This is a genomic window from Pontimicrobium sp. IMCC45349 (genome assembly GCF_047219225.1).
GTDB lineage: Bacteria > Bacteroidota > Bacteroidia > Flavobacteriales > Flavobacteriaceae > IMCC45349.
Genome location: NZ_CP178208.1, coordinates 722,634 through 739,994, shown reverse-complemented (window position 1 = coordinate 739,994; position 17,361 = coordinate 722,634). Strand labels below are relative to the sequence as shown.

20 protein-coding genes and 1 tRNA gene are annotated in these 17,361 nt (G+C 30.5%); 16 read left to right on the top strand and 5 right to left on the bottom strand.

Annotation, left to right across the window (positions count from 1 at the left end):
- Positions 1-7 precede the first annotated feature (7 nt).
- Positions 8-907 carry a DUF5777 family beta-barrel protein gene (locus ACLII3_RS03465; RefSeq protein ID WP_412986505.1) on the top strand — a complete coding sequence of 300 codons (900 nt, stop codon included), beginning with the start codon at positions 8-10 and terminating at the stop codon, positions 905-907.
- A gap of 10 nt (positions 908-917) precedes the next feature.
- A complete protein-coding gene (locus tag ACLII3_RS03460; protein WP_412986504.1) occupies positions 918-1,601 on the top strand; it encodes a c-type cytochrome domain-containing protein in 684 nt (227 codons plus the stop codon).
- Between the two features lie 54 nt (positions 1,602-1,655).
- Here the strand turns inward: ACLII3_RS03460 and ACLII3_RS03455 are convergent, their stop codons facing one another.
- Complete coding sequence (locus ACLII3_RS03455; RefSeq protein ID WP_412986502.1) at positions 1,656-1,988, bottom strand: single-stranded DNA-binding protein; 333 nt, start codon at positions 1,986-1,988, stop codon at positions 1,656-1,658.
- A gap of 195 nt (positions 1,989-2,183) precedes the next feature.
- Between ACLII3_RS03455 and ACLII3_RS03450 the strand changes: the two genes are divergently transcribed.
- Genes ACLII3_RS03450 through ACLII3_RS03425 form a run of 6 tightly spaced genes read left to right on the top strand, consistent with a single transcriptional unit; the run spans position 2,184 to position 5,240 of the window.
- A complete protein-coding gene (locus ACLII3_RS03450) occupies positions 2,184-2,576 on the top strand; it encodes a hypothetical protein (protein WP_412986500.1) in 393 nt (130 codons plus the stop codon).
- Positions 2,577-2,632: 56 nt separating this feature from the next.
- A complete protein-coding gene (locus ACLII3_RS03445) occupies positions 2,633-3,091 on the top strand; it encodes a hypothetical protein (RefSeq protein ID WP_412986499.1) in 459 nt (152 codons plus the stop codon).
- 29 nt (positions 3,092-3,120) lie between these two features.
- On the top strand, positions 3,121-3,645 hold the full coding sequence (locus ACLII3_RS03440; protein ID WP_412986498.1) for a GNAT family N-acetyltransferase: 525 nt from the start codon (positions 3,121-3,123) through the stop codon (positions 3,643-3,645).
- Positions 3,646-4,197, top strand: coding sequence for a GNAT family N-acetyltransferase (locus ACLII3_RS03435; RefSeq protein WP_412986497.1), 552 nt, complete (start codon positions 3,646-3,648; stop codon positions 4,195-4,197). It begins immediately after the preceding gene.
- On the top strand, positions 4,178-4,528 hold the full coding sequence (locus ACLII3_RS03430) for a hypothetical protein (RefSeq protein WP_412986496.1): 351 nt from the start codon (positions 4,178-4,180) through the stop codon (positions 4,526-4,528). The genes ACLII3_RS03435 and ACLII3_RS03430 overlap by 20 nt, the downstream gene beginning before the upstream one ends.
- A 1-nt stretch (position 4,529) precedes the next feature.
- Entirely contained in the window at positions 4,530-5,240 is a 711-nt protein-coding gene (locus ACLII3_RS03425; RefSeq protein ID WP_412986495.1) for a hypothetical protein, read from the top strand.
- Position 5,241: 1 nt separating this feature from the next.
- Here ACLII3_RS03425 and ACLII3_RS03420 read toward each other — a convergent pair whose 3' ends face one another.
- Positions 5,242-5,706, bottom strand: coding sequence for a CBS domain-containing protein (locus tag ACLII3_RS03420; RefSeq protein ID WP_412986493.1), 465 nt, complete (start codon positions 5,704-5,706; stop codon positions 5,242-5,244).
- A gap of 100 nt (positions 5,707-5,806) precedes the next feature.
- Here ACLII3_RS03420 and ACLII3_RS03415 point away from each other — a divergent pair, with 100 nt between their 5' ends.
- Together ACLII3_RS03415 and ACLII3_RS03410 are read left to right on the top strand one after the other, a co-directional pair.
- On the top strand, positions 5,807-8,107 hold the full coding sequence (locus ACLII3_RS03415) for a M28 family peptidase (protein ID WP_412986492.1): 2,301 nt from the start codon (positions 5,807-5,809) through the stop codon (positions 8,105-8,107).
- A gap of 66 nt (positions 8,108-8,173) precedes the next feature.
- The gene (locus tag ACLII3_RS03410) at positions 8,174-8,869 is read left to right on the top strand and encodes a hypothetical protein (RefSeq protein ID WP_412986491.1); all 696 of its coding nucleotides are present in this window, start codon (positions 8,174-8,176) and stop codon (positions 8,867-8,869) included.
- Between the two features lie 70 nt (positions 8,870-8,939).
- Here the strand turns inward: ACLII3_RS03410 and ACLII3_RS03405 are convergent, their stop codons facing one another.
- Both ACLII3_RS03405 and ACLII3_RS03400 read right to left on the bottom strand, forming a co-directional pair.
- Positions 8,940-11,003, bottom strand: a complete 2,064-nt coding sequence (locus ACLII3_RS03405) for a M13 family metallopeptidase (protein ID WP_412986489.1) — start codon at positions 11,001-11,003, stop codon at positions 8,940-8,942.
- Positions 11,004-11,135: 132 nt separating this feature from the next.
- Positions 11,136-11,678 (bottom strand): hypothetical protein, encoded by a 543-nt coding sequence (locus tag ACLII3_RS03400; protein ID WP_412986487.1) that lies wholly within the window; start codon positions 11,676-11,678, stop codon positions 11,136-11,138.
- Between the two features lie 160 nt (positions 11,679-11,838).
- Here ACLII3_RS03400 and ACLII3_RS03395 point away from each other — a divergent pair, with 160 nt between their 5' ends.
- A complete protein-coding gene (locus tag ACLII3_RS03395) occupies positions 11,839-12,798 on the top strand; it encodes an NAD-dependent epimerase/dehydratase family protein (protein ID WP_412986485.1) in 960 nt (319 codons plus the stop codon).
- A 145-nt stretch (positions 12,799-12,943) separates the two neighbouring features.
- On the opposite strand, the gene ACLII3_RS03390 is transcribed toward ACLII3_RS03395, so the two are convergent.
- Positions 12,944-13,016, bottom strand: a tRNA-Phe gene (locus ACLII3_RS03390).
- 96 nt (positions 13,017-13,112) lie between these two features.
- Here ACLII3_RS03390 and ACLII3_RS03385 point away from each other — a divergent pair.
- Genes ACLII3_RS03385 through ACLII3_RS03365 form a run of 5 tightly spaced genes read left to right on the top strand, consistent with a single transcriptional unit; the run spans position 13,113 to position 17,361 of the window.
- Positions 13,113-13,841, top strand: coding sequence for a type III pantothenate kinase (locus ACLII3_RS03385; RefSeq protein WP_412986484.1), 729 nt, complete (start codon positions 13,113-13,115; stop codon positions 13,839-13,841).
- Complete coding sequence (locus ACLII3_RS03380) at positions 13,841-15,148, top strand: hypothetical protein (protein ID WP_412986483.1); 1,308 nt, start codon at positions 13,841-13,843, stop codon at positions 15,146-15,148. The genes ACLII3_RS03385 and ACLII3_RS03380 overlap by 1 nt, the downstream gene beginning before the upstream one ends.
- Positions 15,149-15,173: 25 nt before the next feature.
- Entirely contained in the window at positions 15,174-16,559 is a 1,386-nt protein-coding gene (locus ACLII3_RS03375) for a tetratricopeptide repeat protein (protein ID WP_412986481.1), read from the top strand.
- Positions 16,559-17,113 carry an LPS export ABC transporter periplasmic protein LptC gene (gene lptC, locus ACLII3_RS03370; protein ID WP_412986480.1) on the top strand — a complete coding sequence of 185 codons (555 nt, stop codon included), beginning with the start codon at positions 16,559-16,561 and terminating at the stop codon, positions 17,111-17,113. Before ACLII3_RS03375 ends, lptC begins: the two co-directional genes overlap by 1 nt.
- Before the next feature lie 56 nt (positions 17,114-17,169).
- The gene (locus tag ACLII3_RS03365) at positions 17,170-17,361 is read left to right on the top strand and encodes a hypothetical protein (protein WP_412986479.1); all 192 of its coding nucleotides are present in this window, start codon (positions 17,170-17,172) and stop codon (positions 17,359-17,361) included.

Genomic DNA, 17,361 nt, shown 5'->3' with positions numbered 1-17,361 from the left:
CAAGATTATGAAGAAATATGTTATTGTAATCTTATTTATTAGTTTATGTGTGCCCTTTACGAGTAATGCTCAAGAAGATTTGTTAGATATGTTAGAGTCTTCACAAGAGCCACAAACCAATTATACCATTGCAACTTTCAAGAACACCAAATTAGTTAGCGGAAATTCTATTGAGACTAACGGACAAGGTGTATTGCAATTTATGATACAACACAGGTTTGGAACTCTTAATTCTGGATGGAGAGACCTTTGGGGATTAGACAATTCTACCATAAGACTTGGTTTTGAATATGGTATTACGGACCATTTAAATATAGGTTTGGGACGTGCATCATTTTTAAAGACTTATGATGGAATGATAAAATGGAGGTTTTTAAGACAAAAAAGTGGTGCAAAAAACTTTCCTTTTTCTGCAACAGCGGTGAGCAGTATTTATTTAAATTCTAGTGAATGGATTGACCCAGAAAGAGAAAATTACTTTTCTTCGAGATTATCATTTCACCATTCATTATTAATCGCTAGAAAATTTAATGATAAAATTTCAATACAATTAATGCCTACTATGGTACACACAAACTTGGTAAGCACACCACAAGATGAGAATACTGTGTATGCTATGGGTTTTGGTACCTCGATTAAATTATCTGGTTCAATTAGATTAAATGCAGAATATTATTATTTATTACCAGATCAAGTATATAGCAAAGAGTTAACAAACTCTTTATCTATTGGTGTTGATATAGAAACTGGAGGCCATGTTTTTCAATTACATGTAACTAACTCTAAAGGTATGACAGAGCAGTCTTTGGTTACTAATACTACTGGAGCTTGGGGAGATGGTGATATTTATTTTGGATTTAATATTAGCAGAGTATTCAATGTAGGGAAGAAAAAAGTTGAACATTAAAATAACTAAAATGAAGAAGATTATCTATTTGTTTTTACTATTTATCTTTACAATTTTATCTTGTGAACATGATTCTTTATATGTAAGTGTAGATGAAAATGATGTTATTGTAGAAGATGATTGTGACCCTGATAAAATTTATTATGTTAACGATGTTTTACCAATTATAAATTCTAATTGTGCAATTAGTGGGTGTCATGGAGGAGGAAGTACTCAAGATGGAGTAGATTTAAGTTCTTATAGTGGAATTCTTCAGGAAATAACTATTGGAAATGCTTTTGATTCAGATTTATATGAAGCTATAACAGATGATGACCCCGAAGATATTATGCCACCTTCTCCATCAAACCCTTTAACTTTAGAGCAAATAACAATTATTAGAGATTGGATTAATCAAGGCGCTACAAATGAAGAATGTGGTGATTGTGATTTAACAAACGTTACATATTCACTATCTGTTTGGCCAATAATACAAAATAATTGTACAGGGTGCCATAGTGGCGCAAATCCTCAAGGAGATTTAAGCCTTACTAATTATAATCAAATAGCTCAAATAGCAAGTAATGGATATTTGTCTGGAGTTATAAATCATGAAGCAGGGTTTATAGCAATGCCTTTTAATGGACAACAATTAACACAGTGTAATATAGATATAATTGAAGATTGGATTAGTCAAGGTTATCCGAACAATTAAAATAACAAAAGGAGGTTTGTACACCTCCTCTTGAAAATTTGATATAAATTATTGTTATTTCCCTAACATCAAAAGTTCATTACAAACTACTTCAGTAATATAACGTTTGTTACCATCTTTATCGTCATAACTTCTTGAAGTTAATTTGCCTTCTATAGCAACTTCTTTCCCTTTGGTAACATATTTTTCTATGATTTGAGCCGTTTTTCCCCAAGCCACAATATTATGCCATTGTGTATCTGTGATTTTTTCGCCACTAGAGTTTTTGTAACTTTCGTTGGTAGCAATGGTAAATTTTGCTAATGTTTTACCTGATTCTAAATTGATAATTTCTGGATCATTTCCAAGGTTTCCAATCAACTGTACTTTGTTTCTAAGTGTGTTCATAATTTTAATTTTTGCGTTAAACAGTTAATACTATCGAGTTCTTATGTTTCGACACTGCAAATATCAAACAGTACTCAAAGTTTATTCGGTTGTTACATATTTATTATCGTTTGTAAATGTTTGTAGTCGCTTGTAAACGAATAATTTGTATATTTGATTTAATGACGTGTTGTCTATAGTTATAAGTCGAAAAAAGTGAAAGAGATTTTAAAAAGAGCTATTGAAAATGAAAGCGAACAAGATTTAATAAAATGTCTTGATTTTAATAAAGAAGAGGAAATTAATTCTGAACAATACTACCTGATTGAAAAAGCCTTAATTGCTAAATGGCACAGTCAACATGAAGATTTAGTAAATACAATTTACATAGAAAGTCTAAAGTATGATGGATTTGTTGAGCCAATTTTAAATATTGCTTTGAATAGAGAGATTTATAGATGGTATGATGATGAGTTGGAGTCAACACTGAGAAAATGTGTACATGCTTTAAAAACTATTGATTCTAATAAATCGATTAATGCTCTAGAAAAATTAAAAACCCTTAATAATGAGAATGTGAATTCCATTTTAGAAATGTATAAAGAATAATAATGTTGTTTAGTAATGGCTGATGAACTTTATTTTGGTTTTGTTAATTATAAAAAATGATATCTATAAAATATATTAGAGAAAGAACATTTAGTTCGGTTTTACCATTAACAATAATATCATTTATAGTTTTTACAAAATGGTGGTATGGTTTGGTAATTGATGGGAAAGATGTTGTTTTTTATGGTTTTCCATTTATTTATAAATGTGAAGGTTTTCATACGTCATTGTCAACTCAATATTTTTTATTTGAGATGTTAACAAACTTCTTATGTTATTTTATTTTTTGGTTAATAGTAGTTTCAGTATTAATTAGAAAAATTAACATTCCAAAGTTGATTTCAAAAGTATTTTGGGTAGGATTTGGAGTTTTATTTCTAGGGTTTATTTATTTGTCAAATGATTTAGATGATAGATATTTAATTATGAGAGATTTTGATGTAAAGATTTTTGATAGCGGATTTACACTTTTTGAAAGCTATCAAGTTGATGGGGAGAAGTATAAAACACAATAAAATTAGCAAGTATATTAAACAACAACCAAATGGATTTTACAGTATTACAGACAGAACGATTAATATTAAGAGCGCTTCAAATGGAAGATGCAGATGCTGTTTTTAGTTTAAGGTCAAATCCAGAAGTAAATAAATATATAGGAAGGCCAGAAGCTCAAAATAAAAACGAAGGCAAGCAGTTTGTTGAAAAAATACAGCAAAGTATAACCAATAATGCGGTTTTTTATTGGGTAATTTCACTTAAAGAAAGTCATGATTTAATAGGCTCCATATGTTTATGGAATTTTAATAATAATAAAACCGTTGCAGAAACAGGTTATGAGTTATTACCAGAGTTTCATGGTAAAGGTATTATGACCGAAGCTTTAAAATGTGTTTTAGATTTTGCATTTACGAGGTTAAATATACAAACCATAGAAGCCTTTACGCATAAAGACAATTTAAGTTCAACACGTTTACTTGTAGGTCAAGGATTTGTTTTAGATGAGCAAAGAAAAGATGACGAAGTTGAGCATAATCAAATATTTACAATTACTAATCCAAACATTAAATAAATGAAAGTTTATATAGAAACAGAAAGGCTCATATTAAGAGAAATTCAAACAACAGATTTAGATGGTATGTTTGAGTTAGATTCAAATCCAGATGTTCATAGATACTTAGGGAATAACCCTATTAAAACAAAAGAACAAGCTGAAGATGTTATTAAGTTTATTCATAAGCAATACGACAATTTAGGTATTGGTAGGTTTGCTGCGATAGAAAAATCTAGTGGCGATTTTATAGGTTGGTCTGGGATAAAACTTAATACTGGTAAAAAAGAAATGCTAAATGGTAAAACAGAGTTTTATGATATTGGTTATCGTTTTATTCCAAGATATTGGGGAAAAGGCTATGCAACCGAATCAGCTTTGGCTGCTATGGATTATGGATTTAAAGAGTTAAATATAAAAACCATGTGTGGTGCTGCCGAAATTGATAATATTGCGTCCAATGTTGTTCTAAAAAAAATAGGATTGCAATTTATAAACGAGTTTGAATTTGAAGATGTTAAAGCAAATTGGTACGAACTTAAAAAAGAAGATTATGGAAAAAAAATGTCCTGAGTGTGGAGATAAAATAGTTGGTCGTATTGATAAAAAGTTTTGTAGCGATGGTTGTAGAAATGCTTATAACAATCGTGTAAATAAAGACAGTAAAAACCTTATAAGAAATGTAAATAATAGGTTGCGAAAAAATTGGAGAATTCTAGAAGTTTTAAATCCAGAGCAAAAAACAAAAACTTCCAGAGCTAAACTTATTGAAAGGGGTTTTGACTTTAACTACATTACAAGTATTTATACAACCAAAGCAGGAACAGTATATTACTTTGTGTATGATCAAGGTTACTTGCCTTTAGAAAATGATTTTTATGCACTTGTAAAACGTGAAAATTAATATGCGCCAAATTTTAGTATTGATTAAAGAAGATAATTTCTTGATTCCAATAGTTATATTTTCTGCTGTTGGAGTAATAATGTTTTTAAGCTTCTATTTTAGCGATAAAAATAGAATCCTAAGAGAACTAAAAAAGTCAAGAAGGAAGAATATAAGTAGTGTTAGAGATAGAGAATATGCAAAACTTGTAGGAAAAGCAAAATATGTACATGAACCATTGATTGCACCTTTAAGTGGTCGTAAATGTGTATACTATCATGTGCTTGTTGAAAGAAAAGGAGATAAAAGTTGGCATACTATGATTGATGAAACTAAGAAGCAAGACTTTTTTATTGAAAGTAATTCAGAATTAGCAATAGTTAAAGCAGACTCTGAAACCGATAGTTTTAAAAGGGTATATTTAGTTAAAGACCATGAAAAAAACTCAGGGTTTATGAATGACCCAACAATTAAACTTGAAAACTATTTAGCACAACATAATAAAGACAGTACAGGATTATTAGGCTTTAATAAAACAATACGATATAAAGAAGGTATCATTGCTTTAGACGAAAAAATTGCTGTAAAAGGGATTGGGAAATGGAAAGCATTAAATGAGCCTATTGAAGGTTTCTCATATTCTAGAGTGCTAACGCTTCAAGGGAGCGAAAAAGAAAAGCTTTTAATTACAGATGAACCAAAAGCTTTAGAACGTGTAGAAAGGAAAATTTAATCTATTTCCAATTATGACCTTTTAATTTCATGGCTGCAATAAGTACATCTTTTTGACTTATTTGACCTACCAATACACCATTTTCTACAATAGGAAAGCGTCTGCGTCTTGCTTCAAGAAATTTATTGGCAGCATCAAAAACAGTTAAGTTACCATCAATGGTTTCTACATTTGTAATCATGTGCTTTTCAACAGAACTGTTTTCCATAGGCATATTGTAATATCTACTTTCACTAATTTGTTTGATGCAATCACCTTCAGATATCACACCAATTAATTCATTTTTATCATTTACTACAGGACCACCAGAAATTTTGTGTTTTATTAAGGTTTCTATAACCTCTTCAACAGATTGTTCTGGTTTAAAAGTAATAAGATTTCGAGTCATATAATCCTTTACCTTAATAGGAGAATTATCTTCTGCAGGTTGTTCTCTTCTGGAGCCTTGAAAACTTTTTATTCCCATGATTTTTTAGTTTAGTGTTATTTAAAGTTACTTATTTTTAGTTAGTTAGCCTAAAAATAAATTTTACTAATTTTATAAAAACTACTAATTCAATTTTAAAATGCTAAAAAAGGCAATTGCATTGCTGCTAATAATAGCAGCAGTTTACTGGAGTTTTTATGCACTACTTCCTAGTAATATTTCAAATATTGATACCGATAAAAATAAGTTTTCAACAGCAAGAGCATTGGTGCATCTTGAAGAAATTTCAAAAGAAGAACACCCTGTAGGTAGTGTTGCTCATGAGCAGGTACGAGGTTATATTGTAGAAGAGTTGAATAAACTAGGGTTTGATACTCATATTCAAGAAGGTTACTCGATTAGTCAATGGGGAAATTTTTCTAAACCAAAAAACATTTTAGCAAGACTAAAAGGAACTAATAATTCTAAAGCATTACTTTTACTTTCTCATTACGATAGTTCTCCTCATTCTTCGTTTGGAGCTAGTGATGCTGGTTCAGGAGTAGTCACAATTTTAGAAGGCTTAAGAGCTTTTTTAAATAATGGTCAAAAACCTCAAAATGATATTATTGTTTTAATAAGCGATTCGGAAGAGTTAGGGCTTAATGGTGCAGATATATTTGTAAATAAACATGAATGGGTAAAAGATGTAGGTCTAGTATTAAACTTTGAAGCAAGAGGTAGTGGAGGGCCAAGTTATATGCTTATTGAAACTAATCAAGGAAATGCCAACTTAATGAAAGGGTTTGTAGAAGCAAATCCTAAGTTTCCTGTTGCTAATTCATTGGCATATAGTATCTATAAAATGTTACCTAATGATACAGATTTAACACGCTTTAGAGAAGATGGAGATATAGATGGATTTAATTTTGCTTTTATTGATGATCATTTTGATTATCATACTGCTAATGATACATACGAACGTTTAGATAGAAATACTTTAGAGCATCAAGGTAGTTATTTAATGCCTTTGCTTGATTATTATGCTAAGGCTGACTTATCCAATGTAAAGAGTAACGAGGATTATATATATTTTAATGTACCATTATTTCATACAGTAATTTATCCGTTTGCTTGGATTTGGCCAATGTTAATTATTGCATTTGTATTATTTATTGGCTTAGTTATTTATGGTTTTAAATCTAAAAGACTAATTAGGGAAGATGTAGTAAAGGGAATAATACCTGCATTATTGTCAATTATTGTGTCAGGAGGAGTTGGTTTTGCTTTATGGAAAGCTATAAAATGGATGTATCCTGAATATGGTGAAATGCTTCATGGTTTTACATATAATGGACATACTTATATTTGGGCTTTTGCAATTATGACTGTTGCAATTTGTTTATGGATTTATAGTAGGTTTTATAAACCAGGAAATGTTGCTAGTATATTAGTTGCTCCAATATTTATTTGGTTATTGGTGTGTGTAATTGTGGCTTTAAAATTAGAAGGAGCAAGCTTTTTTATTATTCCAGTGTATTTTGCATTAGCGAGTTTATTTGTACTTATAAAACAACGTAAGCCTAATTTAGCTTTAATGGCAATTTTAGCATTTCCATTGTTAACTATTATGAGTCCATTTATAAAAATGTTTCCAGTAGGTTTAGGTTTAGGAATATTATTTGGAAGTTGTATTCTAACAGCTTTAATATTTGTTTTGTTGTTGCCTGTTTTTGGCTTTTTTAAACATAAAAGACGTTGGTCTTATATTGTATTATGCATTTCAATCTTCTTTTTAATTTCTGCCCATTTTAAATCTTCATTCACTGAAGAAAGACAAAAACCAAATAGTTTAGCCTATGTGTTAAATGCAGATGATAATTCTGCAAGTTGGGCTACGTATGATAAGGTGTTAGATAGTTGGACAAAAAACTATTTAGGAGAGGATGCTAAAAATGCAGCTTCCTTAAAAGGAAATGTTATTGCTAGCAAATATGGTTCTGGTTTTACGTTTTCTAAAGCAACAAGCGTGAAGAATCTAAAGGAACCTAAAATTGAAATTTATAAGGATACAATAATTAATGATTTAAGACATTTGTCTGTTTATATAAAACCTCAAAGATCAATTAATAGGATAGAGCTTTTCTCACAAGAGCAATATAAGTTTAAAGACTTTAAAATTAATGGTGTGGCAGCGTATAAGAAAAATTTGGAAAGTTATGCTTTTGAAAACAGGCGAAGTGGTCGACTGTTTACATATTTTATGGTAGATAATGAACCTTTAGAAATGCAATTTACGGTGCCTAAGGATCAAAGTACAGAGTTAGTTGTTTATGAAGCGTCTAATGATTTATTGGATAATCCACTTTTTTCAGTACCAGAAAGATCAAAGAATATGATTCCTAAACCATTTATATTAAATGATGCTGTAATTATTACTAAAACTATTAAAATAGAGTAAAATACATAATTGGCATTACTATTGTTTCGCATAATTGTTTAGATTTGAAACCTTAAAATAATTATGATGAAAAAAATAATAGGAATATTAATGTTATTATGTGCTTTTCAAGTGACTGCACAAAGCAATAGTGAGTTATTAAAGCATTACGAGGCGTATTACAATCAAATGAAATCTCAAGGTGATGTACAAGGAGTAATAAATGCTTTAACACATTTAAATATTTTACAACCAAATCAAGCTAGGAAAGATACTTTGTCTGCTTATTATATGAACGAAGGTAAGCATGTTCAAGCATTGAATGTTATTGGTATTGATGTTAATGAGAACGATAGTGATTTAGCTTTAGAGGTAAAGGCTGTATCGTTAAAAGCATTAAATGAAGTAGAGAGAGCTATTCAGCAATACGAAATATTATACAAGCGTAAAAGAACTGTAATGACAGCTTATGAGTTGGCTGATTTAAAGATTCAGGCTAATGACTTAGCTGGAGCAAGCCTTAATATTACTTATGGTTTAGCAAATTCACCATCAGATATAGGGAGAACATATTATGAGGCTCAAGTGCCTTATCAAGTGCCAATAAAGGCAGGTTTTTTATATTTAAAAGGTTTGGCATTGTTTAGAGAAAACCCACAATCAAATATTGAAGCAGCAATTATTTTATTTGACGAAGCCATTGCTATGGCTCCAAATTTTAATTTAGCTTTAATTAGTAAAGAGGCGTTAACATCAAAGCTAAATGAAACTAAAAAAGAATAGTTTTTAGTAGAGTAGAGTTTATAAAATAAAAAAGCAGCTCAATGAGCTGCTTTTTTTATGTAGGTATGTTTTACCAAATTCTAACTCTTTTTTCAGGAGCTAACCACATACCATCACCTTCTTTAATATCAAAAGCTTCATAAAAAGCATCTATATTTTTAAGTGGTTGTGTAGCTCTTTGAATTCCTGGAGAGTGAGTGTCTGTTTTAATTAATGTTCTTAAAGCATCATCTCTTGTTAAAGTTCTCCATACAGTTGCCCAAGACATAAAGAAACGTTGCTCAGCAGTAAACCCATCAATATCATCTGGTCTACCATTTTCTTCAAAATGTAATTGTAAACCATCATAAGCTCCAAGGACACCACCTAAATCACCTATGTTTTCACCTAGAGTAAACTTTCCATTGATAAATACGCTATCTAAAACTTCAATTTGACTATATTGCTCAGCTAAAGCATTTCCACGTTTTGTAAATTCTTCTAAGTCTTTGTCTGTCCACCAATTTTTTAAATTCCCATCGGCATCAAAACGTGATCCTGAGTCGTCAAAAGCATGAGATATTTCATGTCCAATAACAGCTCCAATTCCTCCATAATTTACAGCGTCGTCTGCTGTGTAATTGTAGAAAGGAGGTTGTAAAATTGCTGCTGGAAATACAATCTCATTATTTATTGGATGGTAGTAAGCATTTACCATTTGAGGTGGCATTCCCCATTCTTTTTTGTCGATTGGTTCGTTAATGTCAGATAAATTATCTTGTATCGCCCAATGGCCTATTGCCATCATGTTTTCGGCATATGTATTACCTTCTTTTACCATTAAGTCTGAATAGTCTGTCCATTCATCTGGGTAAGCAATTTTTATCGTGAATTTATCTAATTTTTCTATAGCTTTAGCTTTAGTTTCATCAGTCATCCAATCTAACTTTTGAATTCTGTTTTGGAATGCTTTAACAACATTCTCAATCATTTTTTCAGCTTTGGCTTTAGCTTCAGGTGGGAACTTTGCTTCAACATATAATTTTCCAATAGCTTCACCAACTGAGTTGTTAACTGTACCTAAGGCTCTTTCTTCAGCATCACGTTGCTTTTTAGAACCGCTTAAAGTTTTTGCGTAAAACTCCCAATTAGCTTTTTCAATTTCTGTAGTTAAGAATCCTGCTGCATTGTTAATTGTAGTCCAATCGATTAATGTTTTGATGTCTTCTATTGGTGTAGATTTTAAGAAATCATTTAATGCAGTCATGTACTTTGGTTGTGCAACAAGAACTGTATCTAGCTGTTTTTTAATTCCTAAATCAGTAATCATTTTGTTCCAGTTTATTGCAGGACACATTTCTTGCAATTCTGAAATAGATCTTGGATTGTTATAGTTTCTAGCATCTCTTGCTGCTACTTTGTCTAATCTAGGCTCCACAAGCTGCGTTTCCATAGCTATAATTTTTGCTGCAGCTGCATCAGCATCTTCTTTACTGTATTCAATAAATTGAAGCATTCTTGAAACGTGAGCTTTGTATTTTTCTCTAATTTCTTTAGACTTACTGTCTTGATCTAGATAATAATCACGTTGTAATCCTGTTCCTCCAGGACCTACCCAAGCAGTATTCATGCTACTGTTGTTTAAATCTGGTCCAGCTCCTAAACCTGCAAATGGTGTAGCAACTCCCATTGTTGTAGCTTCAATTGTTTGCATTTCTTCTAAATTACTAATGCTTGCAATTTTAGCTAATATTGGTTTTAGAGGTTCAATACCTGCTTCATTTCTTGCAATAGTATCTAATTCTGATTCGAAAATTAATAATGCCTTTTTTTGGTCAGTACCTTCTGCGTATGTACCTAATTCTTTGGAAGTGTTAATGATGTCTAATACATCTTGTCTAGTTGATTTGCGTAAAACACCAAATCCTCCCCAACGAGTTTCTTCATCAGGAATTGTGTTCGTTTTTGCCCAATTACCATTTACATAGTTATAAAAGTCGTCTTTAGGGCTTACAGAAGTATCCATGTTTTCTAAAATAATTCCAGGAATTTTTTCTACTTCTGCAACTTCATTTTTTGGCTCTTCTTTACATGCAACAAGACCTAAAAAGGCAATGCCACTTAAAAGAGAAACTCTTTTTAAGTTAGTTTTCATTTTGCGTTAGTATTTATTATTGTACAATTTACTTACTATTTAGAAGCTTAAATCTCAATTTTGTTACATCTTAACAAAAAATTAAGAAAATTTTTAAGTTTTTATATGTGAAAGTGTTCTTGTAAGTGTTTGTTAGTTAGGTTTTTCTATGTTTTGAGATTCGCGTTCAAACTTCTTGTTTATTTGTAAAATAAGATTTGAGTTTGCAACTAATACGTCTTTAATTGAATTTAAAAGCAATGTCTTTTCAATATTGTAAATATTAGAAGTTTCTTGAAGTTTTATAGCAGTAGTTTCAATAACACTTAATCTTACGTTTATTTCAGGTGCACTAACAGATTCTGGAATTTCTTTTTTTAAATCAGTAAAAACACTAATAAGAATTTCTTTATCGTCTTTAAAAAAGGATAAGTCACCTTGTGTTAAAAAATTAATATGGTTTTGTAGTTCAGTAAATTTAGCCCAATCTTTAGTTTTGTCTAGAGCTAAGTCACTTAGAACATATTCGGTATAATCTAATTGATCAATATCTTTTGAGCTTATTTTATTGTCTTTTTTATCACTTTCCTCCGTTTGCTGAGTTTCTTCTTTTATTTTGCCGTCAGTTTTACAACTATATAAACATAGTGTGAAAAATAAAATAATTGAATAGTTTATAAAATATGGAGTCTTCATGTGAAAAATAACTTGTTCTAATTTAGGATATTGCGTTGAGGCAAATATGAGTTTCAAATATCTAATATATATCGTTCATTTCAAAGCGTTATTTTTTTATTAATCATAAGAGTTTTAATATCTATTCTTGTTATTTTTGCGATTTAAATGGTTGTATTTAATGGAGACATCTAAAACTTTAATTATTGGCGCTTGCGGTCAAATAGGTTCAGAATTAACATCTAAGTTAAGAAGCTTATATGGAGTAGATAATGTTATCGCTTCTGATATTAATACTAAAAATGAAAATTTGGTAAACTCAGGTCCTTTTGAGATTCTAGATGCTAAGAGTTATAGTGATATTAAGAACTGTATTGAAAAACATAATATTGATACAGTTTATTTAATGGCAGCTATGTTAAGTGCTACTGGAGAAAAGTATCCTGAGTTGGCTTGGGACTTAAATACGACTTCTTTATTTCATGTTTTAAACTTAGCTAAGGAAAAATATATAAGCAAAGTATTTTGGCCTTCTAGTATTGCAGTTTTTGGGCCTACAACACCTAAAGTTGATACACCGCAGCATACTGTAATGGAACCAACAACGGTTTATGGTATTACTAAACAAGTTGGAGAAAGATGGTGTGAGTATTATAGCAAGAATTATGGTGTAGATGTAAGGAGTATTAGATATCCAGGAATAATAAGCTGGAAAACATTACCAGGAGGAGGAACTACTGATTATGCCGTTGAGATTTTTCATGAAGCTATCAAGAATAAACAATATGAAAGTTTTATAGATGAAAACACTGCACTTCCTATGATGTTTATGGATGATGCAGTAAAAGCAACTGTGGATATTATGAATGTGCCTGAAGAAGATATAAAAATAAAATCTTCTTATAATTTAGCTGCAGTGTCATTTACACCAAAACAAATAGCAGATTCTATAAAAAAGCATATACCAGAGTTTGAAATTACTTATAAGCCAGATTTTAGACAAAATATAGCAATCACTTGGCCAGAATCAATAGATGATTCAGTAGCAAGATTAGATTGGAATTGGAGTCATGATTTTAATATAGAAAAGATGACAGAAGTTATGTTAAAAGGAGTCGCTTCTTTAGAGACTACAGTATAACTTGACTTTGATTAACTTATTAAAAGGTGTGATAACATAAATTTATGTTGTCATACCTTTTTTGCTTAATATAGTTATGTAGAATTAAGAGAGAATTGGATTGTTAGTAATAAAAAAAAACCCGAACATTTGTTCGGGTTTTTTGTGGTACCTCCAGGAATCGAACCAGGGACACACGGATTTTCAGTCCGTTGCTCTACCAACTGAGCTAAGGTACCTCGCTAAAGCGGTTGCAAATATATACTCATTTTTAATATTCACAAAGGAATTTTTATAAAAATTCGTTTTGTAAATTTACAGCTTTAAAAATTTATATGAATTTAATAATAGATGTTGGAAATACAAATGTGAAATTAGCTGTTTTTCAAGAAGGTACATTGCTTTGTAAGAAAATAGTAAAGATTGAAGATTTAATTATCAACGTAAAAAAAATATTAAAAGAGTTTCAAGAAATAGAGAAATCTATTATTTCTTCTGTTGGAAAATTAGATGAAAAGGATGTTTTAGAGCTTGAAAAAGTTACTAAACTAACAGTGCTTAGCTCAAAAACGAAATTGCCATTTAGAAATCTTTATAAAACACCCAAAACACTTGGAGTAGATAGAATAGCTTTAGTGTGTGCTTCAGTACATCAATATTCTAAGAACAATGTTTTAATTATAGATGCAGGAACTTGTATTACGTTCGATTTTATAACAGAAAAAAACAATTACTTAGGAGGCGCAATTTCTCCTGGAATTAAATTACGTTATTATGCATTAAATAATTTAACAGCCAACTTACCGTTATTAGAAAAAAAGATGCCAAAAAATATTATTGGAAAATCAACAGAAGATGCTATTCATTCTGGTGTTATTAATGGTGTTTTGAACGAAATAGATGGAATTGTGCAAAAATATGGTGATAAATACGAAGATTTAACAGTTATTTTAACAGGAGGCGATGCAGATTTCTTGTCTAAGCGATTAAAAAGTAGCATATTTGCGAACTCAAATTTTCTTTTGGAAGGTTTGAATTTTATATTAGAATTTAATTCAAAATAATGATTAAAAAGCTCTGTCTAGTTTTATTTGCAGTTTTAGCATTTAATGTTCACTCTCAAGAAGGTACAAGTTCACCATATTCATTTTACGGTATTGGAAGTTTAAAGTTTAAAGGTACCGTAGAGAACAGAAGTATGGGAGGATTAAGTATCTATACTGATAGTATACATATGAACTTTAGAAACCCTGCGTCATATGGAGGAATGCCTTTAAAGAGTTTTAATAATGAAGGAAGAGCAGTTAAATATACTGTAGGAGGATCTCATTCTGAAATTAGTTTAAAAGGTGATTCAAGTTCAGAAAAGGCTAGTACAACTACTTTTGATTATTTAGCACTATCTGTTCCAATGGGTAAGTTTGGAATGGGATTTGGTTTATTACCATATACTTCGGTTGGATATAAATTACAGTCACTTAATGATGAAGATTTATTAGCACATAGATACAGAGGTGAAGGAGGGCTTAATAAAGTGTTCCTTGGAATAGGATATCAGGTAACTAAGGATTTAAGTGTAGGAGTTGATGCTCATTATAATTTTGGAAATATTCAAAATACTTCTGTAGAATTTGTATATGACAATGAAGGTAATTTATTACAATATCAAAGTAGAGAGCAAAATAGATCAGATTTAAGTGGTTTAAACTTTAATTTTGGAGTAACATATACACCAATGATATCTGATAAGCTACAATTAACATCTGGACTTACATATTCGCCAGCAGCAGATTTAACTTCAAATAATGAAAGAATTTTTTCTACTATTGTAACAAACTTTACAACAGGTCAAGAATTTGCTGCAAATGAAATTGTAGTTGATTTAAATGCTCTTGGTTTACATAGAACAAATTTAACCTTACCTTCAAGGACTGCGTTTGGTTTAGGAATTGGCCAACCAAGAAAGTGGTTCGTTGGAGCTGAATACACTGCTTTAAAAACAAGTGAGTTTTCTAATAGTGTAGTAGAAGTTGATAATACAACTTTTGAAGATGCATCAACAATATCGATTGGAGGTTTCTATATTCCACAGTATTCTTCTTTTAACAACTATTGGAAAAGAGTAGTGTATAGAGCAGGAATGCGTTTTGAGAATACAGGTTTAGAAGTAAATAATGAAGCCATTAATGAGTTTGGCATATCTTTTGGTGTAGGATTACCAGTTGGACGATGGTTCTCAAATGCTAACTTTGGTTTTGAAGTAGGAAAAAGAGGTACTACAAAAGCTAATTTAGTTCAAGAAAATTTCATAAATTTCCAGCTTAGTTTATCATTAAATGATAGATGGTTCGAAAAGAGAAAATTTAATTAACTACTAGAATAACAAAATAAGAATTATGAAAACTAAGATTACACTTTTAATAGCAATGTTGTTTGTGAGCGTTAATTTTGTAAGTGCTCAAAGTAATGAAGAGGATATGGCTACACTTTCCATTTTTGTGGAATATGCTAAAGCAAAAAATTATGATGCTGCATATACGCCATGGATGGAATTAAGAAATAGAAATCCTAAGTTTAATAATGCTATATATGTATATGGAGAAAAAATATTAAAGCATAAAATTAAAGGTGCTGCTGGAGCTGATAAATTAGCTTTCGTAAACGATTTAATTAAACTTTGGGATCAAAGAGGAGAGCATTTTGCATCTAAAACTCCAAAAGGTCAGTACATGGCTAAATCTTGTCAGTTACAATACGATAATAGAAAAGAATTAGGGAAGTCTAAAGATGAGTTATATAACTGTTTTGATGCTGCTTATAAAGCGGATGCTAAAACATTTACTAACCCTAAAAGTTTATATACTTATTTCTCATTAATGGTAGATTTATATGATGAAGGTAAAAAAACGCCTCAGCAATTATTTACTAAGTATGATGAAATTACTGAAAAAGTAGAATCTGAAGTTAAGAATTATACTGAGAAGAAAAATAAATTTACACCAAAAGAAGGTGAGGAAGAGATACAGATAAGCTCTAAGGATGCTAAAAAGTTAAAATCTTATAATAGTTATTTAACTGCTTACGATCAAATTTCTGGAAGTATAGATAAAAAAATGGGAGACAGAGCAAATTGTGAAATTCTTATCCCTATTTATACTAACGATTTTGAAGAATTTAAAAACGATGGTGTTTGGTTACAAAGAGCTATGAACAGAATGTTTGCTAAAGAATGTACAGACGATCCATTATTTGTGAAAATAGTAGAGCAAAAAAATGCTTTAGAGCCTAATGCAACAACTGCATTCTATATTGGATTATTAAAAGATAAAGCTGGACAAAGTTCAGAAGCTTTAACATATTACAATCAAGCTGTAGAGTTAGAGTCTGATAAATTCAAGAAAGCTAAGATTTTATATAAAATTGCAACTAGCTTTAAGAAAAAGGGTAGCTATGGACAAGCAAGAAGCTATTACAGAAAAGCTTTGTCTAACAACCCATCAATGGGAAGATGTCACTTAGCAATTGCGCAAATGTATGCTAAAAGTGCTAATAATTGTGGTACAGATAACTTCTCAAAAAGAGCAGTGTACTGGTTAGCAGCTCAAGAAGCAGCTAGAGCAGGAAAGGTTGACCCAACATTAAAAAAATCTGCAGCTAAGTCTGTCGCAAATTATAATGCAAAAGCACCACAAAAGAGTGAAATATTCTCGTCAGGTAGAGCAGGTGAAACTATTAAAATTGGATGTTGGATAGGTTCTAGTGTTAAAGTACCTACACTATAATGGACAAAACATTTAAATATATATTATTAAACATTGTCACAGTTTTTGCTGTGACTTTGTTTTTTTCATGTACTAACAGTTTAAAGGAAGTGCAAAGTATTGGTGTTTCTAAAGGAGGTCCTGCTTCTATAGCAGAAAATATTAATACAAAGTATACCGATTCTGGTAAATTGACTTCTGTTTTGGTGAGTCCTAAAATGTTTGATTATTCTAATAGAGAGTTTGCATTTTATGAGTTTCCTGAAGGTGTTAACTTAACACTGTATGATAAAGACAATAATAAAAGTACTGTAGTTTCAGATTATGCTATAGTATATAATGAAACCGATTTAATAGACCTTCAAGGTAATGTCGTGCTAACAACTCATGCTAACGATACGCTTTTTGCAGAGCAATTGTTTTACGACCAAAAAACAGAGTGGTTGTTTACAAATCAACCAGTGAAATTTAGAACATCAGAGTATATAACTGATGGTAATGGTTTCGACTCCAACAAAAACTTTACTAACGCTCAAGTTTTAGAGGTTACAGGAAGAATATACATAGACGAATAATTCCTATCTTTGTATCGTCATAGTTGTATAATAAATTACAGCTCAAAACAATTTAAATGAAGTTAATTAAAATCTTACAGTACGCATACGTATTTTTTGCTGTACTTTTTATTTATGATGCAATTTCTAATTGGAATGTCGATAGAAATCGTTCATATGTGTCATTAGTTTTTGCTGCGCTTGCAGTATTTATGTTTTTCTTTAGAAAAAAATATAGTAAAAGATTCCACGATAGAGGCAAGCTTTAA

Coding starts and splice junctions, on each gene's coding strand:
- ACLII3_RS03425 (WP_412986495.1), top strand. CDS start 4,530: ATGCGCCAAATTTTAGTATTGATTAAAGAAGATAATTTCTTGATTCCA.
- ACLII3_RS03375 (WP_412986481.1), top strand. CDS start 15,174: ATGAAAACTAAGATTACACTTTTAATAGCAATGTTGTTTGTGAGCGTT.
- lptC (WP_412986480.1), top strand. CDS start 16,559: ATGGACAAAACATTTAAATATATATTATTAAACATTGTCACAGTTTTT.
- ACLII3_RS03460 (WP_412986504.1), top strand. CDS start 918: ATGAAGAAGATTATCTATTTGTTTTTACTATTTATCTTTACAATTTTA.
- ACLII3_RS03455 (WP_412986502.1), bottom strand. CDS start 1,988: ATGAACACACTTAGAAACAAAGTACAGTTGATTGGAAACCTTGGAAAT.
- ACLII3_RS03405 (WP_412986489.1), bottom strand. CDS start 11,003: ATGAAAACTAACTTAAAAAGAGTTTCTCTTTTAAGTGGCATTGCCTTT.
- ACLII3_RS03410 (WP_412986491.1), top strand. CDS start 8,174: ATGAAAAAAATAATAGGAATATTAATGTTATTATGTGCTTTTCAAGTG.
- ACLII3_RS03365 (WP_412986479.1), top strand. CDS start 17,170: ATGAAGTTAATTAAAATCTTACAGTACGCATACGTATTTTTTGCTGTA.
- ACLII3_RS03385 (WP_412986484.1), top strand. CDS start 13,113: ATGAATTTAATAATAGATGTTGGAAATACAAATGTGAAATTAGCTGTT.
- ACLII3_RS03420 (WP_412986493.1), bottom strand. CDS start 5,706: ATGGGAATAAAAAGTTTTCAAGGCTCCAGAAGAGAACAACCTGCAGAA.
- ACLII3_RS03395 (WP_412986485.1), top strand. CDS start 11,839: ATGGAGACATCTAAAACTTTAATTATTGGCGCTTGCGGTCAAATAGGT.
- ACLII3_RS03465 (WP_412986505.1), top strand. CDS start 8: ATGAAGAAATATGTTATTGTAATCTTATTTATTAGTTTATGTGTGCCC.
- ACLII3_RS03430 (WP_412986496.1), top strand. CDS start 4,178: ATGGAAAAAAAATGTCCTGAGTGTGGAGATAAAATAGTTGGTCGTATT.
- ACLII3_RS03415 (WP_412986492.1), top strand. CDS start 5,807: ATGCTAAAAAAGGCAATTGCATTGCTGCTAATAATAGCAGCAGTTTAC.
- ACLII3_RS03380 (WP_412986483.1), top strand. CDS start 13,841: ATGATTAAAAAGCTCTGTCTAGTTTTATTTGCAGTTTTAGCATTTAAT.
- ACLII3_RS03400 (WP_412986487.1), bottom strand. CDS start 11,678: ATGAAGACTCCATATTTTATAAACTATTCAATTATTTTATTTTTCACA.
- ACLII3_RS03435 (WP_412986497.1), top strand. CDS start 3,646: ATGAAAGTTTATATAGAAACAGAAAGGCTCATATTAAGAGAAATTCAA.
- ACLII3_RS03440 (WP_412986498.1), top strand. CDS start 3,121: ATGGATTTTACAGTATTACAGACAGAACGATTAATATTAAGAGCGCTT.
- ACLII3_RS03445 (WP_412986499.1), top strand. CDS start 2,633: ATGATATCTATAAAATATATTAGAGAAAGAACATTTAGTTCGGTTTTA.